General features: G+C 70.2%; 24 protein-coding genes. 16 read left to right on the top strand and 8 right to left on the bottom strand.

Features of this window, described 5'->3' with window-relative positions:
* Nucleotides 1–94 precede the first annotated feature (94 nt).
* Nucleotides 95–1,342 (top strand): serine hydroxymethyltransferase, encoded by a 1,248-nt coding sequence (gene glyA, locus LIN44_RS05680; protein ID WP_227313895.1) that lies wholly within the window; start codon nt 95–97, stop codon nt 1,340–1,342.
* Between the two features lie 154 nt (nt 1,343–1,496).
* Nucleotides 1,497–1,961, top strand: coding sequence for a transcriptional regulator NrdR (gene nrdR / locus LIN44_RS05675; RefSeq protein WP_012353559.1), 465 nt, complete (start codon nt 1,497–1,499; stop codon nt 1,959–1,961).
* A 15-nt stretch (nt 1,962–1,976) separates the two neighbouring features.
* Here the strand turns inward: nrdR and LIN44_RS05670 are convergent, their stop codons facing one another.
* From LIN44_RS05670 to LIN44_RS05645, 6 genes are read right to left on the bottom strand one after another with little or no spacing between them, the layout of a single operon-like run.
* Nucleotides 1,977–2,435 carry a type IV pilin protein gene (locus LIN44_RS05670; RefSeq protein ID WP_227313894.1) on the bottom strand — a complete coding sequence of 153 codons (459 nt, stop codon included), beginning with the start codon at nt 2,433–2,435 and terminating at the stop codon, nt 1,977–1,979.
* A 5-nt stretch (nt 2,436–2,440) separates the two neighbouring features.
* Nucleotides 2,441–5,815, bottom strand: a complete 3,375-nt coding sequence (locus LIN44_RS05665; protein WP_227313893.1) for a pilus assembly protein — start codon at nt 5,813–5,815, stop codon at nt 2,441–2,443.
* Nucleotides 5,815–6,402, bottom strand: a complete 588-nt coding sequence (locus LIN44_RS05660; RefSeq protein WP_227313892.1) for a PilX N-terminal domain-containing pilus assembly protein — start codon at nt 6,400–6,402, stop codon at nt 5,815–5,817. The genes LIN44_RS05665 and LIN44_RS05660 overlap by 1 nt, the downstream gene beginning before the upstream one ends.
* Nucleotides 6,399–7,142 carry a PilW family protein gene (locus tag LIN44_RS05655; protein WP_227313891.1) on the bottom strand — a complete coding sequence of 248 codons (744 nt, stop codon included), beginning with the start codon at nt 7,140–7,142 and terminating at the stop codon, nt 6,399–6,401. Before LIN44_RS05655 ends, LIN44_RS05660 begins: the two co-directional genes overlap by 4 nt.
* Nucleotides 7,139–7,693 (bottom strand): type IV pilus modification protein PilV, encoded by a 555-nt coding sequence (gene pilV, locus LIN44_RS05650; RefSeq protein WP_227314342.1) that lies wholly within the window; start codon nt 7,691–7,693, stop codon nt 7,139–7,141. Before pilV ends, LIN44_RS05655 begins: the two co-directional genes overlap by 4 nt.
* A complete protein-coding gene (locus LIN44_RS05645) occupies nt 7,690–8,334 on the bottom strand; it encodes a GspH/FimT family pseudopilin (RefSeq protein WP_227313890.1) in 645 nt (214 codons plus the stop codon). Before LIN44_RS05645 ends, pilV begins: the two co-directional genes overlap by 4 nt.
* Before the next feature lie 633 nt (nt 8,335–8,967).
* Between LIN44_RS05645 and LIN44_RS05640 the strand changes: the two genes are divergently transcribed.
* From LIN44_RS05640 to LIN44_RS05605, 8 genes are read left to right on the top strand one after another with little or no spacing between them, the layout of a single operon-like run.
* Complete coding sequence (locus LIN44_RS05640; RefSeq protein ID WP_227313889.1) at nt 8,968–9,192, top strand: hypothetical protein; 225 nt, start codon at nt 8,968–8,970, stop codon at nt 9,190–9,192.
* Nucleotides 9,189–10,136, top strand: a complete 948-nt coding sequence (locus tag LIN44_RS05635) for a PilW family protein (RefSeq protein WP_227313888.1) — start codon at nt 9,189–9,191, stop codon at nt 10,134–10,136. The genes LIN44_RS05640 and LIN44_RS05635 overlap by 4 nt, the downstream gene beginning before the upstream one ends.
* The gene (locus tag LIN44_RS05630) at nt 10,130–10,735 is read left to right on the top strand and encodes a pilus assembly protein (protein ID WP_227313887.1); all 606 of its coding nucleotides are present in this window, start codon (nt 10,130–10,132) and stop codon (nt 10,733–10,735) included. Before LIN44_RS05635 ends, LIN44_RS05630 begins: the two co-directional genes overlap by 7 nt.
* Complete coding sequence (locus LIN44_RS05625) at nt 10,732–12,567, top strand: pilus assembly protein PilY (protein WP_227313886.1); 1,836 nt, start codon at nt 10,732–10,734, stop codon at nt 12,565–12,567. The genes LIN44_RS05630 and LIN44_RS05625 overlap by 4 nt, the downstream gene beginning before the upstream one ends.
* Nucleotides 12,564–13,019, top strand: a complete 456-nt coding sequence (locus tag LIN44_RS05620) for a prepilin-type N-terminal cleavage/methylation domain-containing protein (RefSeq protein ID WP_227313885.1) — start codon at nt 12,564–12,566, stop codon at nt 13,017–13,019. The genes LIN44_RS05625 and LIN44_RS05620 overlap by 4 nt, the downstream gene beginning before the upstream one ends.
* Nucleotides 13,020–13,027: 8 nt before the next feature.
* Complete coding sequence (locus LIN44_RS05615; protein WP_227314341.1) at nt 13,028–13,603, top strand: GspH/FimT family pseudopilin; 576 nt, start codon at nt 13,028–13,030, stop codon at nt 13,601–13,603.
* A gap of 52 nt (nt 13,604–13,655) precedes the next feature.
* Nucleotides 13,656–14,771 carry a bifunctional diaminohydroxyphosphoribosylaminopyrimidine deaminase/5-amino-6-(5-phosphoribosylamino)uracil reductase RibD gene (gene ribD / locus LIN44_RS05610; RefSeq protein WP_227313884.1) on the top strand — a complete coding sequence of 372 codons (1,116 nt, stop codon included), beginning with the start codon at nt 13,656–13,658 and terminating at the stop codon, nt 14,769–14,771.
* 58 nt (nt 14,772–14,829) lie between these two features.
* Nucleotides 14,830–15,462 carry a riboflavin synthase gene (locus LIN44_RS05605; protein WP_227313883.1) on the top strand — a complete coding sequence of 211 codons (633 nt, stop codon included), beginning with the start codon at nt 14,830–14,832 and terminating at the stop codon, nt 15,460–15,462.
* A 12-nt stretch (nt 15,463–15,474) separates the two neighbouring features.
* On the opposite strand, the gene LIN44_RS05600 is transcribed toward LIN44_RS05605, so the two are convergent.
* The gene (locus LIN44_RS05600) at nt 15,475–15,717 is read right to left on the bottom strand and encodes a hypothetical protein (RefSeq protein WP_227313882.1); all 243 of its coding nucleotides are present in this window, start codon (nt 15,715–15,717) and stop codon (nt 15,475–15,477) included.
* 396 nt (nt 15,718–16,113) lie between these two features.
* Between LIN44_RS05600 and LIN44_RS05595 the strand changes: the two genes are divergently transcribed.
* From LIN44_RS05595 to LIN44_RS05570, 6 genes are all read left to right on the top strand, one after another.
* Nucleotides 16,114–16,404 (top strand): hypothetical protein, encoded by a 291-nt coding sequence (locus LIN44_RS05595; RefSeq protein WP_227313881.1) that lies wholly within the window; start codon nt 16,114–16,116, stop codon nt 16,402–16,404.
* Nucleotides 16,405–16,474: 70 nt separating this feature from the next.
* Nucleotides 16,475–16,732: a hypothetical protein gene (locus LIN44_RS05590; protein ID WP_227313880.1), complete on the top strand. Its 258-nt coding sequence runs from the start codon at nt 16,475–16,477 to the stop codon at nt 16,730–16,732.
* 304 nt (nt 16,733–17,036) lie between these two features.
* Nucleotides 17,037–18,146: a bifunctional 3,4-dihydroxy-2-butanone-4-phosphate synthase/GTP cyclohydrolase II gene (ribBA, locus tag LIN44_RS05585; RefSeq protein ID WP_227313879.1), complete on the top strand. Its 1,110-nt coding sequence runs from the start codon at nt 17,037–17,039 to the stop codon at nt 18,144–18,146.
* Nucleotides 18,147–18,231: 85 nt separating this feature from the next.
* On the top strand, nt 18,232–18,732 hold the full coding sequence (gene ribH, locus LIN44_RS05580) for a 6,7-dimethyl-8-ribityllumazine synthase (RefSeq protein WP_115680885.1): 501 nt from the start codon (nt 18,232–18,234) through the stop codon (nt 18,730–18,732).
* Complete coding sequence (gene nusB, locus LIN44_RS05575) at nt 18,725–19,243, top strand: transcription antitermination factor NusB (RefSeq protein ID WP_227313878.1); 519 nt, start codon at nt 18,725–18,727, stop codon at nt 19,241–19,243. The genes ribH and nusB overlap by 8 nt, the downstream gene beginning before the upstream one ends.
* A 138-nt stretch (nt 19,244–19,381) precedes the next feature.
* Nucleotides 19,382–20,563 carry a pyridoxal phosphate-dependent aminotransferase gene (locus tag LIN44_RS05570; RefSeq protein WP_227313877.1) on the top strand — a complete coding sequence of 394 codons (1,182 nt, stop codon included), beginning with the start codon at nt 19,382–19,384 and terminating at the stop codon, nt 20,561–20,563.
* Nucleotides 20,564–20,646: 83 nt separating this feature from the next.
* Here the strand turns inward: LIN44_RS05570 and LIN44_RS05565 are convergent, their stop codons facing one another.
* On the bottom strand, nt 20,647–21,756 hold the full coding sequence (locus LIN44_RS05565; RefSeq protein ID WP_227313876.1) for a lytic transglycosylase domain-containing protein: 1,110 nt from the start codon (nt 21,754–21,756) through the stop codon (nt 20,647–20,649).
* Nucleotides 21,757–21,977: the final 221 nt, after the last annotated feature.

Below are 21,977 nucleotides of genomic sequence, written 5' to 3'. Positions count from 1 at the left end.
GGCCAAGCCGCCGGTGCCGGTCGCCGCTAGCCTTCCCCGCGCGCCCTACCCCCGATGCCCGCATCGGATTCCCTTTTTTCAGACGAGTTTCGCCATGTTCGAACGCAGCCGTTTCACGATCGACCAGATCGACCCCGAGGTCTTTGCCGCCATCCAGCAGGAAAACCAGCGCCAGGAAGACCACATCGAGCTGATCGCCTCCGAGAACTACACCTCGCCCGCGGTGATGGCCGCGCAGGGTTCGCAGCTGACCAACAAGTATGCCGAGGGCTATCCCGGCAAGCGCTACTACGGCGGTTGCGAGTACGTCGACATCGTCGAGCAGCTGGCGATTGACCGCGTCAAGCAGCTGTTCGGCGCCGAAGCCGCCAACGTGCAGCCCAACTCGGGCTCGCAGGCCAACCAGGGCGTGTACTTCGCCGTGCTCAAGCCGGGCGACACCATCATGGGCATGAGCCTGGCCGAAGGCGGCCACCTGACCCACGGCATGGCGCTGAACATGAGCGGCAAGTGGTTCAACGTGGTCAGCTACGGCCTCAACGCCCAGGAAGACATCGACTACGACGCGCTGGAAAAGCTGGCGCAAGAGAAGAAGCCCAAGCTGATCATCGCCGGCGCCTCGGCGTTCGCGCTGCGCATCGACTTCGAGCGCATCGGCAAGGTGGCCAAGTCGATCGGCGCCTACTTCATGGTCGACATGGCCCACTACGCCGGCCTGATCGCCGCGGGCGTCTACCCGAACCCGGTGCCGCACGCCGACTTCGTCACCACCACCACCCACAAGAGCCTGCGCGGCCCGCGCGGCGGCGTGATCCTGATGAAGGCCGAGCACGAGAAGGCGATCAACTCGTCGATCTTCCCCGGCATCCAGGGCGGCCCGCTGATGCACGTGATCGCCGGCAAGGCGGTGGCCTTCAAGGAAGCGCTGACGCCCGAGTTCAAGGCCTACCAGCAGCAGGTGGTGAAGAACGCCGCGGTGCTGGCCGAGACCCTGATCGCGCGCGGCCTGCGCATCGTCTCCGGCCGCACCGAGAGCCACGTGATGCTGGTCGACCTGCGCGCCAAGAACATCACCGGCAAGGAAGCCGAGCGCATCCTGGGCGAGGCACACCTGACCGTGAACAAGAACGCGATTCCGAACGACCCGGAAAAGCCGTTCGTCACCTCGGGCATCCGCGTCGGCTCGCCGGCCATGACCACGCGCGGCTTCAAGGAAGAAGAAGCCCGCGTCGTCGGCAACCTGATCGCCGACGTGCTGGACAACCCGCACGACGCCGCCAACATCGCCGCGGTGCGCGAGCAGGTATCGGCCCTGACCAAGCGTTTCCCGGTCTACGGCTGACGCTGACGGGCCGCCCGCGCGCACGCGCATGGGCGGCCGGCAGCTCCGCGGTCCGTGCCTCCCGGGCGTGGGCCGCGGGTCTCGCCAACCCGCCCCGCCGCCGCAGAACGACAACACGGACAAGGCGATGGGGTTCAACTGAAGGTGGTCCGGCATGAAATGCCCCTTTTGCGGTCATTCCAATACCCAGGTTCTCGACACCCGCATGTCGGAAGACGGCGATGCCGTGCGCCGGCGCCGCCGCTGCGAAGCCTGCGACCGCCGCTTCACCACCTATGAGCGGATCGAGCTGTTCTTCCCCGCCATCGTCAAGAAAAACGGCTCGCGCGTGGACTACGCCCGCGCCAAGCTGAAGGATTCGATGCGCCTGGCGTTGCGCAAGCGCCCGGTCTCGGCCGAAGCCATCGACGAAGCCATCACCCGCATCGAAGAAAAGCTGCTGGCCCTGGGTGAAAAGGAAATCCCCAGCAGCCAGGTCGGCGAACTGGTGATGCGCGAGCTGCGCAAGCTCGACAAGATCGCCTATATCCGCTTTGCCTCGGTCTACCGCAGCTTTGAAGACGTGTCCGAATTCTCGGACGTGCTGGCGGAAGTCACCGCCGGCAGCGGCAAGCGCTGACGCCGGCGTTTTCTGCTACCAGCACTGCGCCGACGCCACGCCGGCGCGCATCCCGGTGTTGCCCTGCAATCCCAGTTGGTTGATGGTGTAGCTGCCGCAGTCGTCCCCTTGCTGCGCGCCAATCGGCGTCGCCGTCGCGGTATAGCTGGTCGCCGGATTGCCCGCTGCCACCGTCAGCTGGTAATAGGCCTGGCCGCCCGACCGGATCGCCACGGGAAAGGCCGCGCCAGCGTAGCCAAGCGCCGCCGGCGTGCCGCCATACACGTTCTGCGTGCTGAACAACCGCTCCTGGCGTGCGGCGAGATCGAGCAAGGCGGTCTTGGCGTCGGTGCGGCGCGACTTGCGCACGTGCTCGTTGTAGGACGGATAGGCGATCGCGGCCAGGATCGCGGCGATCGCCACCGTGATCATCATCTCGATCAGTGTGAAGCCGGTGGCAGCGCGCCGCGGCGATGGGAAGGCAGGCAGGTTCATGGTCGTCAGCGCAGGCGTATCCAGTTGAGGCGGGCGCCGGCGCCATTGGCGCCGGGGTTGATCTGCGTGATGGCGCCGCTGCCGCCCACGGTCTGCTGCACCAGGTAGGGCCGCTTCTTTGCGGTCACCACCGACGGCGTGCCGGTGCCGCTCAGGCCGATGCCGCTGACAATGCCGTTGTTCAGCAGCGGGAAGGTGCTGCTGTTGGTGCTGCTGAAGAACGACTGCGCGGCCGCGCCGCCCGAGCCCATCGACACGCCCATGGTGAAGCCCGACGGCACCTCGGCGTTGCACGACAGGGCCTGCGACAGCGCCGAACCGGGCGGGATGGTCGTGTTCACGATCACCATGCCGTAGGCGATCACCGGGTTGTAGATCACCTGCTCGCGCGTGGCCGACGGCAGCGGCAACTGCCAGCCGTACTTGTTGTTGCCGCTCGCGCAGGCGTTCGAGCCCTGCCAGCACACCTTGTTCGCGCTGACCGTGCGCACCGTCACCGTGCCGCCGGCCGCGCGCCCTTCGGCGGTAATCGACTGCTGCGTCAGGTTGGCGCTGGCCAGCGGCCGCGTGGCGCTGGCCAGCGATGCATAGCGCGCCTGCGCGCCGGCCATCGCATTCCAGCCCGCCATGTCCCAGTCCCACACGCCATACAGCCCCTGCCCGCCCGGCTCGAACACCGCTTCGCTGCCCTGCGTCTGCTCCAGCCGGCGCCCCGTGCCGAACGCCACCACCACGCGCGGCATCGCCGACGCGCCGGTTCCGGTGCCCGGCACCGAGCCCACCGCCACCCTGGTGGAGATCGGCTTGCCGCCGGTCTGCATCAGCGGGCGGCTGCCGGCGCGCCAGAGGTCCGGATTGTCCGAGGTCAGGTCGAAGCGCCACAGGTTGCCGAACACGTCGCCGGCGTAGACATAGTCGGTGATGTGGTCGCCGTCGAGGTCGGCCGGCGTGACATAGGCAATGCCGTTCCTGCTGTTGGCGCCGGCCGGATCCTGCTGCGGCCCGTAGCCGGTGCCGAGATAGCGGAAGCTGCGCGAGCCGTCGGCCGGGTCGACCAGCATGATGAACAGGCCGGCCGAACCGCTCTTGCTGCCCAGGCCGTTGCCGAACAGCACCGCCCACTGGCCGTTGTGCAGGCGGCGGATCACGGGCGTGCCATAGGTGTTGCCGAGGTTGTCGCCGCACGCGCTATCGCCGGTGCACTGCAGCGTGTTGTTCCACTCGCCGATCACGGTGGCACTGGCCGCCGCCGGGGTGTCGCTGAAGCGCTCCGGATCGGTCACGTCGAGCGCGTAGAGCGCGCCGCCGGTCGCCGTCGCGGTCTTGCTGGCGAGCGGGCCGCCGCGGTTCGCACCAGGCCCCAGGCCGCCCACGAGCCAGGTATGCCAGGCACCGGCGTAGTACAGGTCGCCGCTGCCGGGCGTGGCATCGACAAACAGGTTGTGCACGTATTGCGGCGAACCGAAGGCGAGCGCCGGATTGGTCGAATGGATGGTATCGAGCACCGCGCCGGGCATGTAGGCCAGCACCTCGCGGCCGTCGTTGGGCTTGCTGGCGTCGTTGCCGACGAAGGCGCCGGCCGCGTTGTAGTAGCCGGAGCGGAAACCGTGCAGCAGCCCGTCGTTGGCGCCGACATAGACCACGTTCAGCCGCTGCGCCCGGGCCTGCCGGAAGGCGTCATAGCTGCCGGCGGGCTCGGGCGGGCTGGCGCGCTTGTACAGCGCATCGGTCCAGGGCCCGCTGTAAGGCGATGACGGCGCGCCGACCCAGGCCGGGCTGGAATCGATGATGTCGCCCAGCACGCCGGTGCGCTTGCGGAACTGCCCGGCGCCGGCCGCGGTCAGTTCCTTGCTGCGGTCGCCGCGCAGGTAGTCGAGGCGGTCGCCGCTCGGCGTGGCATCGCCCGCGGTCAGTTTGGCCTTCTGCGCGGCGGGCAGGTTGGCATCCCAGCGCAGCGGAATGCCGGTGCTGCCGCTCCAGGTCAGGATCTTGCGGCTGTCCGGCGCCTGCGCCACCACCGAGGTGCCGGTCGCCGCGCAGTGGCCGCCGGTCAGCGTGCAATGGGCGTTCCAGTTGGCGACAGTGGCGATCGACACCGAATCGGTGGCGGGATCGTAGAGCAGGTTCTGCGCGCTCAGCTCGCCCCACCAGTTGGTCGGATGGTAGTAGGCCAGGTACACCTGCGAGCCCGCCTCGACCCGCGCCGACTGCTGCACGTTGGTACCGGCCGAACTGCTGGACTGGCCCACCGGCTCGGCCTTGAAGCAGGTGATCTCGTGCACGTTGCTGCCGCCGCCGGTGCCGGCCGCGAAGCCGAAGCGCAGCGACGCCGGCACCGGTCCGTTGGCCTGCGTGATGTCCTGGTCGGTGATCACCGGCGTGGCCGCGCCGCCGTTGTAGCTGTAAGACATGCTCAGCAGCCCGTTCTGCGTCAGCCTGAGCGAATAGACGATGGGGATGCCCCTGGCGCGCGTCGGCCTCGACACGGCCTGCTGGTTGGCGATCTTGTCGGGCAGGTCGCTGATGCCGAGGATGCGGTAGTTGTAGGCCAGCCGCCGCCCGCGGACATCGCCACCGTCCCTGCCGCTGCTCCAGTCCTGCACATAGCCGCGCGCACAGGTGTTCTGCACCGCCTGCGCGCGCTTGCTGGCGCTCAGGCTGTCGGGGTAGTAGGCCGGATAGGCCGCGCGCAGGCTGGCCCAGTTGGTATCGCCCGAGCCGCGCACGCTGATGCGGTTGGCCTGGAAGGCGGGGCCCGAGTCGGTGTTGTCGGCCTTGTTCGAGAAGTTGCCGAACTCGTCGATGCCGATGCCGAGATAGCCCCCGGCCACGCCGTCGTACGCGGCATTGACGTTCGAGCAGCTGTAGCCCAGGCTGCCGCCCAGCCCGCCCACGGTCGGGCTCTTGCTGCCGTCGGCCAGGTAGAAGCTGATGCCGTCGGCGCCGGTGCCGCGCAGGTTGTCGCCGCCGTAGGTGACGGTGGAGAACGTGACCTGCAAACCCTCCTGCATGCCGAAGGTGAACCTGGACACCACCGCGCCGGTCTGGTTGTCGCCGTTCGCGCCCTCGGCCGTGTCGCCATTGGTCAGCCGCAGCGCGCCGTAGCCTGGTGCGTCCGGCACGCTGCCGCTGGCGCCCCCGACCAGCTTCGAGTTGCGGTCCCGGTAATAGGTGAAGCTCGACGTGGCGCAGCCCGGAATCGAGCCGGTGCCGTTGCCTGCGGTCAGGCACGCGCCATTCAGCGCCACCCAGTCGTAAGAGGACGAGGCCCCGTTCAGGTTGTCCTGGATCACCAGGGCATGCGCCTGGCCCGCCAGCAGCGCGTTGACGACGGCGCTTGCGGCGGCGGCAAGGCAGGCAAGGCGTGGAGGTTGGCTCATCACTCTTTCCCGAGGTCTTTGGTGCCCGCGCCAAGCTGGTAGGTGCTCTGCACCACCGCGGCGGTGCCGTCGCTGCCGCCGTAGCCGGCGCCGGTCACGCGGAACAGCATCGACAGGCCATCCGGCGACAAGCCCAGATAGTGGATGTAGAGGCTGGGCGCGCGCGCGTAGTTGATGTCGTTGCCGGTCATCCCTCCCGGGCGGCCGGCCGCCGCGAGGCTCATCGACGGCGGCAGATAGTCGGCCCGGGCCGGCGTCCACGGCAGGTTGGCCGGGTCCGCCAGCGCGTTGGCGCAGACCTGCAGGTTGGCCGGATCGTTGGCATCGATCACGGTATTGCAGGCCGCGCCGGCGGAGCCATTGCCGCGCCCCAGCCACCATTCGCCGTATTGCAGCGCGCCCTGCGCGGCCTCGAACGCGCGCTGCTTCTCGCGGGTGTTGCCGGCGATCTTCTCCTGCAGGCCGAAGCCGCGGAACATCGTCACCGACAGCAGCGACAGGATCAGCAGGAACAGCAGGCCGATGATCAGGACATAGCCGCGCGGCGCGGCGCCGGCGCGGAAACAGGCGGACTGGGCGCGTGTCATGGGCGGTTCATCAGGCTGATGGTCTGGGTCCAGCCGAGCGTGGCCGGCTGGCCGGGCTGGCCGGCGAAGGGGTTGGCAAAGGTCAGCGTCACGCGCGCGCTGCGCACCTGCCCCCACAGTGCGCCCGCGGTGACGGCGCTGGCGCTCAGGTAGGTGTCGACGTTGCCGCCGTTGCCGCTGTCGGTGCCGTAGCGCACCCGCAGCGCCGTGATGCCGCCGGCCAGCGGCACCGGCGCGCCGCCGTTGACCGCGCAGGTCAGCTCGTTGGCGGCATTGACCGCAAAGGTGTTGAGGTAGGCGACGTTGGCGCCCGAGGTATTGGCCGTGCCCTGGCAGTTCATGATGCCGTCGCCGCTGGCGGTGACAAAGCGCGCCGTCAGCGTATCGCTGGCGCCGTCGGCGCCGGATTGCCCGACGAGGGCCTGCCCCGCGGCGAAATCGCCGAAGGCGCCGCCCGCCAGCGCCGGCAAGGCGTCCGCCGCCACCTGGTTGAGCGGATCGGGGAAATACCCCGCCGACTGCACCGTGTTGGCCAGCATCGTCATCACCAGGCGCTCGCTGTCCTGCAGCGCGGCCAGCCGCTCCTGGTCGCGCACGGTGCCGCGCAGGTTGAGGAACACCGTCATCAGCGCCGCCAGCATGAACAGCGCGATCACCATCGCCACCAGCACCTCGACCAGCGAAACACCGGCCTGCGTGCGGCAAGGCAAGCCGCGCGGAATTCGAGGTCTGGATCTCATGGCTGGACGTGCAGCGTCAGGCTTTGCGTGGCGGCCATGGCCGAGGTCTGCGCCGCGGTGGTCTGGTTGTAGGCCAGGTAGTGCTCGCTCCAGGTGGCGCTCAGGCTGCAGCGGATCGGGCGGCTGATGTCGTTGCTGCAGTTGACCGTCGCGGCGTAGGTGGGAAAGTGCGCCGCCATCTCCGCCGCCCAGTGCTGCACGTCATAGGCCGCCATCTGCATCGGCGTGCACGCCTCGCTGGTGCAGTCGGGCGCTTCGGCGCTGAGCGCGCCGGTGCTGTCCGTCACCGTCGCGCCGGACAGCGTGAACGTCGCCGGCGCCGTGCCCGCCGCCCAGAAGCCGCGGTTGCCATGCATCGCGGCGGCCAGGCTTTCCAGCTGCAGCGCCACCAGCGAACGCCCGCGCGCGATCTGCGTGTTGGCCAGCGCCGCCGCCTGCATCTTGGCCAGGCCGAGCAACCCCACCGAGGTGATCACCAGCGTGATCAGCACCTCGATCAGCGAGAATGCGCGCGCCCTGCGCCGCGCGCGCAGGCCCTGGCGACGGGTCATTGGCATGCGCCCTCCCCCGCGCGCTGTATGGTCTGCCGGCCGGCAATGTTGATGGCGATGCAGCGCGTGGCTTCGGCGGCCACCGGACTGGTGTGCAGGGTCATGGTCAGCGCGCCGGCGGGCAGCACGGCAAAGCCATCGCGGTTGTAGGTCAGGAAGGTCGCGTTGGCGGGCGTGGTGAAGGTGTCGGTGGCGGACCAGCCGGCGCGGTAGTGCAGCACCTCGTCGGCCGGCGGCGCCGCGTCCACCGTTCCTGAGGCATTGCGGTCGACGAAGGCGATCCAGCCGCGCGCCCAGGTGCCGGCCCCGAGGCACGCGGTGCCATTGGCGGACGGGCACACGCTGACCGGCAAGCCACGCTTGATGGCCTCGCTGCGCGCGAGCTGCAGGGTGCCGACCATCGACTGGATTTCGCTGTCCACCCGGCTGTTGCGCAGCAGCGAGACGAACGAAGGCGTGCCGATCGCGGCGAGGATCGCCACCATCACCACCACTGCCATCAGCTCGACCAGCGTCAGCCCGCGGCAGCGCCGGCGCGATGCCGGCGGGCTGGCGCCAGCGCCGCTCCGGCAGCGATGCAGATGGTTGCGAATGCCGCTGCCGCTGCCAGCCATGCGCGCAGCCATGCCCGGGCCGGGCATGGCCACATCGTGGTGAAGGCGGGAGGGCGCGGTCTCGCGAAGGCGAACCGTCGCCGGCATGTCAGCGCGCGGGCAGAGGTGCCGCCGCCGATGGACAAGGAACTGCCAGGATGACCCGATGCATGTTGACCCCCGATTAATGGCTTTTTTTATCTGGGCAAGGCACCCCGCTCTGACGGCGGAACGGCCCGGCCCGCACCCGAAAATTCTTGTTCTATGCCGCGCTGCCGCCTGCGTGGATCGGCAACGGGATACCGCGGATAGCGCAATCGAATAGCGCAATCGTTACGACTTTGCAACACCCGCGATAGTGGGAATTTGATAATTCCTGTCAATTGCAGCGCGCAGCGACCGGCGGCCGGGGCGGCAAGGCGTTGGGCCGCCGCAACTGGCCGGAAGCAAGCGTGGCGATCGGGCACGAATGCCGTCGCTTAACACAATGGTGCAGATATCCCCGCTTTACGTTTGGGCACGTTCGCGGCCGGGACGGCTCGCTAATCTTGGCCCGTCGCCTTCACAGCCCGTGCCATGTCCTGTGCCTTGCCCTTACCCGCAACCCGGCGTCGAACGCCGCCGCCCATCCCGCAACCCAGGCGCCAGCGCGCCTACGCCTTGATCGAGGCGCTCGGCGCCTTGTCCATCGTACTTGCCGGACTGCTGCCGATGACGGTGCTCGGCACCACCGGCCTGGGCTGGCTGCGCCAGCTGGAGCACCTGGCGCAGGCCACGCGCAGCGCGGCCGACGATGCCGAACTGGGCCGCTGCGCGGCACCCCTGGCCACCGCGGTCGCCGCCATCGTGCCGATGCCGGCTGCCGGCGGCTGCGCGCCAGCCGCTGCGATAGGAGGCGGTCCATGAGCGCGCCCATGCGCATGCGGACCGGGCTCGCCCGCACGCGCGGCTTCTCGCTGGTCGAATTGATGGTCGGCCTGGCGTTGGGCCTGATCGCCGCTGCCGCGGCCGGCGCCGCCTTGCTGGCCGCGCATGCGGCATATCGCGCCACCACCGACCGCGTGCTGATCGAGGAACGCGGCCAGCGCGCGCTGGCCATCGTCACCACGCTGCTACGGCAGGCCGGGTGGCCGGGCGAGCCTGCCTCCGGCAGCCCCAACCCCGTCAACCCCGCCCTGCCCGTTGTCAGCGGTGCGGACAATTGCGGACAACCTGCCATCGCGGCCGTGCCTGCCTGCGCCAAGGCTGCCGTCGGCCAGGGCGACGCGCTGCTGGTCCGCTTCAGCGGCAGCGGCCAGCCTGCTGCGCCGGCGCAGCCGGACGACACCATGACCGATTGCAGCGGCTATCCGGTCGCGGCCCGCCCGGCAGGCGTCGAAGCCAGCGCGGGCCATGTCGCGGAGAACCTGCTCTATGTGGCGGCTGGCGCCGATGGCGTGCCGCAATTGCTGTGCCGTTACCCGGCCCGCCGCAATGGCCTGATCGACGGCAGCGGCTGGACCTCGGGCGCGCTGGTGCGCGGCGTGGCATCGCTGCAATTGCGCTATGGGCTGGATATGGACCAGGACGGCCGGCCCGAACGCTTCGAGACGGCATCGGCGGTCCTTGCGCTGGGCGAAGCCGCCTGGCAACGCGTGGTCGCGGTCCAGATCGCCATGGCCGTGCAGGGCGACCGGCCGGGCTCGGCCACGCCAGTGCCGGGCAGCGCCTCGGGCGCGGCGTGGCCGGCCGGCACCGCAGCCGGAGACCTGCCGCCCGCTGCGGCGGCGAAGGCAGGCACGGCACAGCGCGTGTTCGCCGCCACGGTACGGCTGCGCAATGCGCCCCGCTGCCAGGAGACGCTGTGCTAGCGCGCCGCCCCGCACACCCGCGCCAGGCCGGCACCGTCACGCTGCTGCTGTGCGCCACCCTGCTGCTGATGGTGGTGCTGATCACGGCCGCCACGCTGCAGATGCTGCTGTCCGGCCGGCAGCTTGCCGTGATGCAGCGCGAGCGCGAACTCGCCTTCCGCGCCGCCGAGGCCGCCCTGCGCGACGGCGAGGCCGAACTGCTGGCCGCCGCGGCAGCGCCGGACAGGCCGGATCGCCTGGGCCTGTGGCCGCCGCCGGGTTACTGCGGCAGCGGCCAGCAGGCCGGCATCTGCCGGCCCCCGGTGTCCGGGCCGCCGGTGTGGCAACCGTGGCTGCGCGCCGATGCCGACGTCGACGCCATCGGCGTGCCCTTGGGGCGCTTTACCGGCGCCGCCCTGCCGACGCCGCCGGCTGGCGCCGCCGCAACGCAGGCGCCGCCGCGCTATCTCGCGGAGATCCTGGACGAAGCGCCGGCCGGCTACAGCGCGCCGGATCCCGCTGGCGCCCTCGCCCCGGCACCGCGGATCCGCGTGACCGCCATCGGCTTCGGCCACACCCGCGCGGTACGCGCCGTGTTGCAAAGCGTGATCCAGCCATGATCAGCCTCGCCGTCCGCTGTGCGCTCGTCTGCCTCGCCTTGGTGCTTGCCCCGGCGTGCCACGCCGCCGGGTCGGAAGCGGGGTGGCTGCCGCTGGCCTACCGGACCACCAACGGCGCGTATCCGTGGACCGGGCGCCTGTTCGCGCTCGGCTGGCAGGATCTGGCCCAGGCACCGTCGCCGGCGCTGTGGGAGGCCGGCGCTCGCCTCGACCACCGGACGGCGGCATCGCGGCGGATATTTACGTATGCGGCAGCGGCCGGCGAGACGGCGCGCGCCATGCCGCTGCAATGGGATGCCGTGGCCGATGTCTTGCCCGATGCGGACCGTGCCGCGCTGGACTGGCTGCGCGGGGACCAGGGCCACGCCGGCCTGCGCCCGCGCGATACGCGCCTGGGCCATGCGGCGGGCGCGCGGGTACGGGTGGTGGCACCGCCCGCATGGTCGCCCGGCAAGCCCGGCCACGCCGCCTTTCGCCTGCGCTACAGCCTGCGCCCGCACTTGGCCTGGCTGGGCACCAGCGACGGCCTGCTGCACGCCTTCGATGCCGCGACTGGCGAGGAGCGGGCCGCGTACCTGCCTGGCGCGCTGCTGCCCTATGCCGTGGCCATGACGGCTGCCGGCGCACCGACGCTGCCGCCGCCGTGTCCGCGCCCAGAAGCGCAGGATGTGACCATCCGCGGCGAATGGCGCACGGTCTTGCTATGCGGCATCCCGGCCAAGGCTGGCGCTGGCAATCCCCCGGCGGCTTTTGTGCTCGACGTGTCCGATCCCGACGGCCCGATGCCGTTCGTGCCGATATGGGAAGCCACCACGAGCGACATCCTGCCGCTGGCCGCGCGCGGGCCGGTACGCGCCGCCGGCATCCGTGGCCCGGAGGGGTTGCGCTGGTTCGCGGTGGCGATCATCGGTGCCGGCACCAATGGCGCGGCAAGCGCCGCCCGTGCCGGACTTGCCTTGCTGCCCCTGGACAAGCCGCCCGGCACCGCATGGGCCGGCCGGTACGCCATCCGCACCTTGCCGTTGCCGGAACGCGATTGCCGGGGCGAACCTGCGGCCAGCCAGCTCGTGGCGGTCAGCGTGCTGTCCGATATCACCGGCGCCGCGCTCATTGCCTATGCCAGCGACGATGCCGGCCAGCTCTGGCGCTTCCCGCTCGCCGACGCGCCGCAGGCAGGCGCCGGCCCTGCCGCGGCATGCCTGCATCGGGTCCAGGCGTCGACGCAACCGGCTGTGGAAGAAGCCCCGGTGTTGCTTGGATCCGCGACGGCGCCCGTGGTGATCTACGGCGCCGGCAACGAACTGGCCGCGGTGCCCGACGACCTTGCTGCCCGCAGCGCCACCTCGCGCACGCTGCGGCAGGTCGCGACCCAGGCCGCCGACAACGGCCATATCCTGCGCGCGCTCGCGGGTGGCGCGGAGGATGTCGGCTGGCGCCTGACCCTGCCGCATGCCGGCGAACAGCTGGTCGAGATCCAGCCGATATTCCCCGGCTATCTGTTGTTCGTGACACGCACGCCCGATGGCGCGCAGCGCAGCTACCTGGTGCTGGCGGCAACCGGGGAATCGGTCGCCCAGCGCAGCACCGGCGAGCGCCTGCTGGTCGCCACCGGCCAGTTGCTGCCCCCGGAGGCCAGCGTGTTCGCGACCCGCACCGAATTGCCCGGCACGCCGGCACAAGCGGGCGGCGCCGGGCGCGAGGCGTTTGCGCTCTCGGTGTGGTCGGCCACCGGCAACGCCGTCACGCGCGTCGCGCAAACCGTGGCCACGCGCCGCACCGGGCGTCTGCGCTGGCGCGAGATCGTCGGCCCGGCACGAGAGGATTCACCATGACGACCCTGGCATCGGCTTGCCGGCGCCGGCGCGGCTTCAGCCTGATCGAGCTGGTGGCGGCGCTGGCCGTGCTGGCCATCCTCGCGGCCATCGCCGTGCCCACATGGCACCGTCATCTGGCGCGAGGCTGGCGCGCGCAGGCCCGCGCCGCGCTGACCGGCGCCATGCTGCAGCTCGAGCGGCACGCGCTCGAGGCCATGACCTATGCCGCCGCGCCCGGGTCGGACCTGGTTGCCGGCGCATGGCCGCTGCCCGTGCCAGCGAGCGGCCCCGTGCGCCATCTGGTCAGCGCCGGCGCGTGTCCGCAGGCCACGCTGGACACCTGCGTCGAACTCCGCGCCGCGCCGCAAGCCGCCGATCCTGAATGTGGCACGCTGATCCTGCGCAGCACCGGCCAGTGGCTGGCGCAGCCCGACGGCACGGTGCCGCAGCCGCTGCCGCCCGACTGCTGAGGGCCATGATGGACATGCGCCCGGATGCCGCCAAGCATCGCCGAACTGATGGCCTGACCATTGGTGGCCTGACGCTGGTCGAACTGGTCGCCAGCCTGGCCGTTCTTGGCGTGCTCTCGGCCGCGGCCTATCCGGTTTTCAGCGGCATGCTCGCGCGCCAGCAGGTCACGCTCGCGGCCGACCGGCTGGCGATGTCGCTCGCGCTGGCACGCGCCACCGCGCTGTCACGCCGCATCGAGGTGACGCTGCAGCCGCTGCCGGGCGAGACCACGCTGAGTGCGGGCTGGCAACTGGTGACGGCCGGCGCCGGCCCGGACCGACAGGCGGTGCTTGCCGTCGTCGAGCCGGGCATGCCTTGCCTGTCCGTGACGCTGCGGCAGACCGTGCGCGGCGCCAATGTGCTGAAATTCCTGCCTGTGGGATACTCTCGATCTGAACAGGGCGGTTTCCAGGCCGCCACCTTCACGCTTGGCTGCCGTGGCGAGCAGCGGCAAGTCAGGCTGGGCGCGCAGGGACGTATCCGACTCTGCACACCCGGCCGCGACGCTGACTGCGAGGCGGCGGAATCCTCCGAACCGCCATGACCCGGCTGCCCTGTCACCCCAATCGCAGCGCCAAGGCCCACCCGATCGCCGAATGTTTTCCGATACCGACCACGCCGCCATGCAACAGGCGCTCGCGCTCGCCGCGCGGGGCATGTTCAACACCACGCCCAACCCTCGCGTCGGCTGCGTGCTGATCAAGGCTGGCCAGGTCATCGGACAGGGCTTCACCCAGCCGGCCGGGCAGGACCATGCCGAGATCCAGGCAATGAAAGACGCGCTGTCGCGCGGGCTCGATCCGGCCGGCGCCACCGCCTATGTCACGCTGGAGCCGTGCAGCCATTTCGGGCGCACGCCGCCATGCGCCGATGCGCTGGTGCGCGCGGGCGTGGCGCGCGTGGTGGCGGCGATGGAAGACCCCAATCCGTCGGTCTCCGGACGTGGCCTGCAGCGCCTGCGCGATGCCGGCATCGACGTGCGCTGCGGCCTGCTGGAAAAGGAGGCGCGCGACCTGAATATCGGCTTCGTCTCGCGCATGACGCGCGGGCTGCCGTGGGTACGCGTCAAGGTGGCGGCGTCGATGGACGGCGGCACCGCGCTGCATGACGGCACCAGCCAGTGGATCACCGGCCAGGCCGCGCGCGACGACGGCCACGCCTGGCGTGCGCGCGCCTGCGCCATCCTGACCGGGATCGGTACCGTGCGCGACGACAATCCCGCGCTGACCGTGCGCGCCATTGACACGCCGCGCCAGCCGCAGCGGGTGCTGGTCGATTCCCGGCTCGAAGTGCCGCTCGACGCGCAGATCCTGACGCCTGCCACGGGCGAGTTCGCCCGGCCCGTGCTGGTGTTCTGCGCGGTGGAAGACCGGCAGCGCCAGCGCGCGCTGGAGGGCCGCGGCGCTGAAGTCGTGGTGCTGCCCAACCCGCACGGCAAGGTCGAATTGCGCCGCATGCTGGAAGAGCTCGGCCGCCGCGGCATCAACGAATTGCACGTCGAGGCGGGCTTCAAGCTCAATGGTTCGCTGGTGCGCGAGCACTGCGCCGACGAACTGCTGATCTACCTCGCGCCCAAGCTGCTCGGCGATGCCCAGGGCATGTTCAACCTGCCGCCGCTGGCACGGCTGCAGGATGCCGAGCAGTTCCACTGGCATGAAGTCCGGCAGATCGGCGATGACCTGCGGCTGATCGCCCGGCGCAACGACGCGTAACGCCTGACGCGGCAGCCCGTCTCCCAGATTCCCAAAACCTCAAGCACAAGACTCCACCATGTTCACTGGCATTGTCGCGGCGGTCGGCCGCATTGAATCCGTTACCCCGCTCGGCGCCACCGCCGAGTCCGCCGACGCCGGCGTGCGCCTGCGCATCGCCGCGGGCGGGCTGGATCTGTCGGACGTCATCATCGGCGACAGCATCGCGATCCAGGGCGCCTGCATGACGGTGATCGCCATGGCGCCCGACACGTTCGACGTCGAAGTCTCGCGCGAATCGCTCGACAAGACCGTGGGGCTCGACCGTCCCGGCCGCGTCAACCTGGAAAAGGCGCTGCGCCTGGCCGACCGCCTGGGCGGGCACCTGGTGTCGGGGCACGTCGACGGCCTGGGCGAAGTGGTGCATTTCGCCCCGGTAGGCGAGTCGCATGAGCTGCGCATCCGTGCGCCGCGCGAACTGGCGCGCTACCTCGCCTACAAGGGCTCGGTGGTGGTCAACGGCGTGTCGCTGACCGTCAACCGCGTCAGCGATGAAGCCGACGGCTGCGTGTTCTCGATCAACCTGATCCCGCACACCGTCGAAGTCACCACGCTGCAGGAGCTCAAGCCCGGCGCGCACGTGAATCTCGAGATCGACCTGATCGCCCGTTACGTGGAACGGATGCTGTCGACCGCGCAGGCGCCCGCGTAAAGGCCGCGGCTACTACTTGCCCTCGTCGGGCACGTTGTAGGTCTGGCGCAACCGGTCGGTGAAGGGGCGCAGCGCTGCCACGCATGCGGCGCTGTCGCCGCCTTCCATGGTCGACAGGCTCCAGTTGCAGCCGCTGGCATCCGGCGCGTGCCAGACGATATCGCCGAAGCAGGCACCCTCGCACTCAGGCACCTTCGCCTGCTCCGCCCGGACCATCGCACGCAGTTCGGCCTTGTTCTTGATCTGTCTCGGCATGGCTGTCTCCCTGAGTTTGTGCGGACTGAGTATGCAAACCCTGCGGACGCGATCGGACCGGGCCGGATCCGCAGTCCGGCGGGAACTTGCGTCCCGCCCACCGGTGCAGCTTACGCCGCCGTCGCGCGTTCGTGGCGGATTTCTTGCCGCGATGCCCGATGTTGTAAGCGAACTGGGATGGACGGCCTGGTGCGCCTACAATCAAAGGGCTGTGCGCAGGACATGTCTGACCCTCGGCGCACCCACGCATTCCAGCTTCCCTCGCCTACGCCTCACCGGACGCTGCCCTGCCGGCGATCGCGTCCTGTCCACCGGCGTTTCCCTGCATCCGCCACGCCGCGCGCAAGCGCCGTGGCCGCTGTGCCGGCTTCGGCCCGGCAACCAAGAGGACATCACATGACAGCGCCTGCTTCCCGAATGACTTACCGCTGGGTTGCCGCCACGCCGCTGTGGCAGCTGCCTCGCCATGCCGCCCAGGTGGCGCATCGCATGGGCCTGCTGCGGCTCAGTTCCACCCCACTGCGGCGCGCCGTCACGCTGCTGATCGACTGGGATCGCGCCGTCGGCGACGGCTGGCCACGCTTGCAGCCGCCGTCACGACCGTTGTTCATGCGCTTCAGGCCATTCAGGCGGGCCGGCGCGCGACGCTTTGCCGGCTTTCCGTGGTGCCATGGCCGGCCAGACTGAAGGGAAGCAGCGTAGCGCCGTTGCACCGTCTCTCACGCGCTGGTACAGCGCCAACTTATTTGGAACCCGCATGGGCGAAAGCTTCTTCTATCAACACTGCCACGTTGTCGTGACGCTGGCCGAGGTGACCTTCGGCAAATGGGAGTGGTCATATGCGCTCGATGCGCATGCCCGCTTCGCCCGGCCCAACGCCGGCTTCCCCACCCGCGAACTGGCACTGGCTGACGCAACGCGCGCAGCCAGGGCACGCATCGCCAGGACCTCGCGCCTGCGCACCGCGTCGGCGAACGCGGCCACGGTGCGTACGCCGCTCGCCCAGGCCGCCTGAGCCCGGCACGTTCCGCCAGGCGCCGCAGGCGGCACCCGGCCGGCCCGGGCGTTTCGCCACTGCGCCACCCCGCCCCACCCGCCGGCGCGCAGCCGGCGCACTTTCCGCAGCCGCCGCTCCCGCATGGCCTGCCTTGGCGTACAATACCCGGCTTGACTGGGCAACCCGCCGGGCGTATATGGCCCAGCGGTCCGGCCCGATGCCCCGCCTCAGTCCGGCCGCCTTCCACCGCGGCCACGGTTCCTGCCACAGCCATTCGCCGGTTTTTCGCCCGAATTCGCCCCAACCTGCCGTTCAGCACGCCATGACAATCGCCCGTACCGAAGACATCATTGCCGACATTCGCGCCGGCCGCATGGTCATCCTCGTCGACGAGGAAGACCGCGAAAATGAGGGCGACCTGGTCCTGGCTGCCGATTTCGTCACGCCGGAGGCGATCAACTTCATGGCCAAGCATGGCCGTGGCCTGATCTGCCTGACGTTGACCGCCGAGCGCTGCCGCCAGCTCGACCTGCATCCGATGGTGAGCCGCAACGGCACCCAGCACGGCACCAACTTCACCGTCTCGATCGAAGCGGCCGAGGGCGTGACCACCGGCATTTCCGCCGCCGACCGCGCCCGCACCGTGCAGGCTGCGGTGGCCCGCGACGCCAAGCCGGCGGACCTGGTCCAGCCCGGCCATATCTTCCCGCTGACGGCACAGCCCGGCGGCGTGCTGATCCGCGCCGGCCATACCGAGGCCGGCTGCGACCTGGGCGCGCTGGCCGGCCTGACGCCGGCGGCCGTGATCTGCGAGATCATGAAGGACGACGGCACCATGGCGCGCCTGCCCGACCTGGTCGAGTTCGCGCAGGAGCATGGCCTGAAGATCGGCACCATTGCCGACCTGATCCACTACCGCAGCCGTACCGAGAGCATTATCGAGCGCGTCGGCGAGCGCGCCATGCAAACCCCGTACGGCACCTTCCACAGCATCGCCTACCGCGACAAGCCGACCGGCCAGGCCCACCTGGCACTGGTCAAGGGCAAGCCCACGCCGGAACAGGAAACGCTGGTGCGCGTGCACGAGCCGTTCTCGGTGCTGGACCTGCTGGAAGTGAAATGCACCACGCACTCGTGGAGCATCCCGGCGGCGATGCAGGCCATCGCCGAGGCCGACCACGGCGTGATCGTGCTGCTGAACTGCGGCGACACCGTCGAGCAGCTGTTCACGCAGTTCAGCGCGCTCGATGCCCCGCAGTCGCGGCCGCGCCGCAAGCCGGACCTGCGCACCTATGGCATGGGCGCGCAAATCCTGAAGGATGTCGGCGTCGGCAAGATGCGCGTGCTGGCCGCCCGCCAGCGCATGCCCAGCATGACCGGCTTCGACCTGGAAGTGACCGGCTACCAGCCGATGAGCGGCCAGGCCGACTGAGCCGGCCCCAGGACTGAGCCACCCCGAATACCCGGGCCGCGGCGCACGCCGCCGCGGCCCTCCCGAATAACTGGAGAATTGAACAATGGATCACGGCTTCTACCCCAGCAACCTCGACGGTGAAGGCCTGCGTATCGGCATCGTGCAGGCGCGCTTCAACGAGCCGGTCTGCGCCGAACTGCTCGAGGCCTGCGTGGCCGAGCTGGAAAAGCTTGGCGTCGAGGGCGAAGACACCCTGGTGGTGACCGTCCCCGGCGCGCTGGAAGTCCCGCTGGCGCTGCAGAAGATGTGCGAAAGCGGCCAGTTCGACGCGCTGGTCGCGCTGGGCGCGGTGGTGCGCGGCGAGACCTATCATTTCGAGCTGGTCTCGAACGAGTCGGGCGCCGGCATCACCCGCGTCGGCCTGGACTTCAATGTGCCGATCGCCAATGGCATCCTGACCGTCGACACCGACGAGCAGGCCCACGCCCGCACCCGCGAAAAGGGCCGCGACTGCGCCCGCGCCGCGGTGGAGATGGCCAACCTGGTGGCGGCGCTGGATTCGCTGCGCGGCCAGGAAGACGAAGACGAGGACGACGATGAGTGATACGTCGAACACCCCGGACAACGACGCCGGCAAGGCGGCCGGCGGCAAGCCGGGCGCGGCCCGCACCGAAGCCAAGGCGCCGCCCAAGAGCGCGCGCCGCCGCTCGCGCGAGCTGGCCCTGCAGGGCCTGTACCAGTGGCTGCTGAACCGCAACGACATCGGCGCGATCCAGGCCCACCTGCATGACGCCCAGGGCTTCAACAAGGCCGACCGCGAGCACTTCGACGCGCTGCTCAACGGCGCCGTGCGCGAAGAAACCCGCCTGACCGCCGCGTTCGAGCCGTTCCTGGACCGCTCCGTCGACGAGCTGTCGCCGGTCGAGCGCGCCGCGCTGCTGGTCGGCAGCTATGAGCTGGTGCACTGCCTCGACATCCCGTACAAGGTGGTCATCAACGAGGCTGTCGAGCTGACCAAGACCTTCGGCGGCGTCGAGGGCTACAAGTACGTCAACGGCGTGCTGGACAAGCTGGCGGCCCAGGTGCGCGCCGCCGAGGTGGCCGCGCGCCGCTGAGCGCCCGGCTCCGCGGGCCCCTGTGCCGTCGCGCTGGCCCTGACGCCAGCGCCGATGAAGACGACACCCGCCGCGGCGGGTGTTTTCATTCCCATCACCTTCTTTTGCTGAGCGGGCCCCTGCCCGCCCCGGAACACCATGGACTTGCAGCATCTGGCCACCGCCTCACGCCTCGCCAACATCGAAGCCTTCCACGTGATGGAGCTGGCCAAGCAGGCCGCTGCGCTGGAGCGCGCCGGCCGCCATATCGTGCACATGGGCATCGGCGAGCCGGACTTCACTGCCGCCGAGCCGGTGGTGCGCGCGGCCGAAGCCGCCATGCGCCGCGGCGTCACGCAGTACACCGGCGCGCTCGGCATCCACCCGCTGCGCGAGGCCATCGCCGGCTATTACCAGACCGCCTACGGCCTGGACATTCCGGCGCGGCGCGTGATCGTCACCGCCGGCGCCTCGGGCGCGCTGCTGCTGGCATGCGCGGTGCTGGTCGAGATCGGCGCCGAGGTGCTGATGCCCGACCCCAGCTATCCGTGCAACCGCCACTTCGTCGCCGCCTTCGACGGCGTCGCGCGCATGATCCCGAGCGGCCCGGCCGAGCGCTTCCAGCTGACCGCCGCGCAGGTCGAGGCCAACTGGGGCGAGCAGACCCGCGGCGTGCTGCTGGCGTCGCCGTCCAACCCGACCGGCACCTCGATCCTGCCCGATGAGCTTGCCCGCATCCTGCAGGCGGTGCGCGCGCGTCACGGCTTTGCCATCGTGGACGAGATCTACCAGGGCCTGTCCTACGACGCCCCGCCGGTGTCGGCGCTGGCCCTGGACCCGAACGTGGTCACGGTGAACAGCTTCTCGAAGTACTTCAACATGACCGGCTGGCGCCTGGGCTGGCTGGTGGTGCCGGAGGCGCTGGTCGAGGCCTTCGAGAAGGTCGCGCAGAACCTGTTCATCTGCGCTTCGGCGGTGGCGCAGTACGCCGCGCTGGCGTGCTTTACCCCCGAGGCGCTGGCCATCTACGACGAGCGCAAGGCCGAATTCCGCCGCCGCCGCGACCTGATCGTGCCGGCGCTGGAGTCGCTGGGCCTGCGCGTGCCGGTGCGTCCCGACGGCGCCTTCTATGTGTATGCCGACTGCCGGGGCGTCAACCACCCGGCGGCGGGCGACGCCGACCGGCTGACGCAGTCGATGCTGCACGATGCGGGCGTGGTGATGGTGCCGGGACAGGATTTCGGTCCGCATACGGCCCGGGACTACATCCGGATCTCGTACGCGACCTCGCGCGAGAATATCGAAGAGGCGATGGCGCGGCTGGGCAAGCTGTTCCGCTGAGCGCCGCCGGCCGCGGCGGCGGCAGGCAAAAGAAAAAGCACCCCGCGGGGTGCTTTTCTTCTGGGCGATGCCGAAAGCCGGGCTCAGGCGTTGTGCGGCCCGTTGTTGGCTTCCAGCTTCTCGGTCGGCGCGTGCTCGACCGGCGCCTTGTCCTCGGCGGCCGGCTTGTCGGCGTTGGCCGGCGCGCTGCGCACGCCGATCAGCTGGCGCAGGCGGGCGCGCTCGGCCAGCACCTTGGCGCCGTAGCCGCCGTCGGTAGCCGTGGTGGCGCCGACGTAGTACTTCAGGCCGCCCTCGAGCGAGCCGGCGCGGGCGATGCAGTCCTTGAGCACCAGCGCGCCGATCTTGATGTTGGCGTACGGGTTCAGCGCCGCCGACACGCCGCCAACGGCTTCGTACTTGTCCTGGTGGACCTTGGTCATGACCTGCATCAGGCCCTGCGCACCCACGCCGCTTTCGGCGTACGGGTTGAAGCTGGACTCGATCGCGATCACGCCCAGGATCAGCAGCGGATCGATGCCGACCTCGCGCCCGGTCAGGTAGGCTGCCTTGACCAGCTGCGCGGTGGCCTGGGCCGCCACGCGGTACTTGCGGGCGATATAGTCCGCCACCGCGGCCTGTTCGCGCGCGCTGCCCAGCGTGCCGCCGGTGCTGCGGGCGTCCGCGGCCACGCGCGTGACCGGGATCCGCGCGGCAAGGTGCGCCACCGACGGCACCTTGGTATTGGCCGCCAGGCTCCATTCGTCGACGCCCGACACGGTCGGCAGGCCGAGCTTGCCGCCGCGGCCAGTGCCATAGCCGAACTTGGCCGCCGCGACGTCCGCCGTGCTGGCCGGGACGGCATTGGAAACGGCCGGGCTGTGCGCAGCGCCGGGGGCAGTGCCGGCATGCGCGGGCGCTGCCACGGCGGCGCTGACCAGCACCGCCGGCGCTTCGTCACCGGCCAGCAAGGCGGCCAGCGTGGTGCGCCATTCCTGGCTCACCGACAGCGACACCGCCGAAACCACCGCCACCACGCCCAGGCTGTTCAGGGCGTACTTCAGCGTCGTGCGGCCTCCGCGCAACGCGCGGCCCGCGACCGGATGCGCGAGACGGACCTGCAATGCCCGACTCACTCCGGGTACCGGCTGTCGGAGGCGGACCTGCAGGGCCCGCCCGATGCCGGGAAGATGAAGGGTTTTCCAACCGCTCATGCTTACCTCCATCCGTTGCCCGCTTCGCGTGCCCGACTGCGGCGCGCGCCCGATCTCAACGTACTCAAGTAAGGATGCCGCGCCGTCTAGCAGTGACGACCAAGCACCTGTTGGCAGGGCGCTCCCCATGCGCCCAACTTGGAAACAGGCCGCGCCCTGGGGGAGCGCTACCTGCCACGACTTAACTCTCTACACTCCGGCAAGTCGCCGGAGGCGACCGG

Origin of the sequence: Cupriavidus sp. MP-37 (assembly GCF_020618415.1) — a bacterium.
Lineage (GTDB): Bacteria > Pseudomonadota > Gammaproteobacteria > Burkholderiales > Burkholderiaceae > Cupriavidus.
The sequence above is the reverse complement of the archived record's forward strand: the minus strand, read 5'-3'. Positions and strand labels throughout refer to the sequence as shown.

Coding starts and splice junctions, on each gene's coding strand:
- glyA (WP_227313895.1), top strand. CDS start 95: ATGTTCGAACGCAGCCGTTTCACGATCGACCAGATCGACCCCGAGGTC.
- nrdR (WP_012353559.1), top strand. CDS start 1,497: ATGAAATGCCCCTTTTGCGGTCATTCCAATACCCAGGTTCTCGACACC.
- LIN44_RS05670 (WP_227313894.1), bottom strand. CDS start 2,435: ATGAACCTGCCTGCCTTCCCATCGCCGCGGCGCGCTGCCACCGGCTTC.
- LIN44_RS05665 (WP_227313893.1), bottom strand. CDS start 5,815: ATGAGCCAACCTCCACGCCTTGCCTGCCTTGCCGCCGCCGCAAGCGCC.
- LIN44_RS05660 (WP_227313892.1), bottom strand. CDS start 6,402: ATGACACGCGCCCAGTCCGCCTGTTTCCGCGCCGGCGCCGCGCCGCGC.
- LIN44_RS05655 (WP_227313891.1), bottom strand. CDS start 7,142: ATGAGATCCAGACCTCGAATTCCGCGCGGCTTGCCTTGCCGCACGCAG.
- pilV (WP_227314342.1), bottom strand. CDS start 7,693: ATGACCCGTCGCCAGGGCCTGCGCGCGCGGCGCAGGGCGCGCGCATTC.
- LIN44_RS05645 (WP_227313890.1), bottom strand. CDS start 8,334: ATGCCCGGCCCGGGCATGGCTGCGCGCATGGCTGGCAGCGGCAGCGGC.
- LIN44_RS05635 (WP_227313888.1), top strand. CDS start 9,189: ATGAGCGCGCCCATGCGCATGCGGACCGGGCTCGCCCGCACGCGCGGC.
- LIN44_RS05625 (WP_227313886.1), top strand. CDS start 10,732: ATGATCAGCCTCGCCGTCCGCTGTGCGCTCGTCTGCCTCGCCTTGGTG.
- LIN44_RS05620 (WP_227313885.1), top strand. CDS start 12,564: ATGACGACCCTGGCATCGGCTTGCCGGCGCCGGCGCGGCTTCAGCCTG.
- LIN44_RS05615 (WP_227314341.1), top strand. CDS start 13,028: ATGGACATGCGCCCGGATGCCGCCAAGCATCGCCGAACTGATGGCCTG.
- ribD (WP_227313884.1), top strand. CDS start 13,656: ATGTTTTCCGATACCGACCACGCCGCCATGCAACAGGCGCTCGCGCTC.
- LIN44_RS05605 (WP_227313883.1), top strand. CDS start 14,830: ATGTTCACTGGCATTGTCGCGGCGGTCGGCCGCATTGAATCCGTTACC.
- LIN44_RS05600 (WP_227313882.1), bottom strand. CDS start 15,717: ATGCCGAGACAGATCAAGAACAAGGCCGAACTGCGTGCGATGGTCCGG.
- LIN44_RS05595 (WP_227313881.1), top strand. CDS start 16,114: ATGACAGCGCCTGCTTCCCGAATGACTTACCGCTGGGTTGCCGCCACG.
- LIN44_RS05590 (WP_227313880.1), top strand. CDS start 16,475: ATGGGCGAAAGCTTCTTCTATCAACACTGCCACGTTGTCGTGACGCTG.
- ribBA (WP_227313879.1), top strand. CDS start 17,037: ATGACAATCGCCCGTACCGAAGACATCATTGCCGACATTCGCGCCGGC.
- ribH (WP_115680885.1), top strand. CDS start 18,232: ATGGATCACGGCTTCTACCCCAGCAACCTCGACGGTGAAGGCCTGCGT.
- nusB (WP_227313878.1), top strand. CDS start 18,725: ATGAGTGATACGTCGAACACCCCGGACAACGACGCCGGCAAGGCGGCC.
- LIN44_RS05570 (WP_227313877.1), top strand. CDS start 19,382: ATGGACTTGCAGCATCTGGCCACCGCCTCACGCCTCGCCAACATCGAA.
- LIN44_RS05565 (WP_227313876.1), bottom strand. CDS start 21,756: ATGAGCGGTTGGAAAACCCTTCATCTTCCCGGCATCGGGCGGGCCCTG.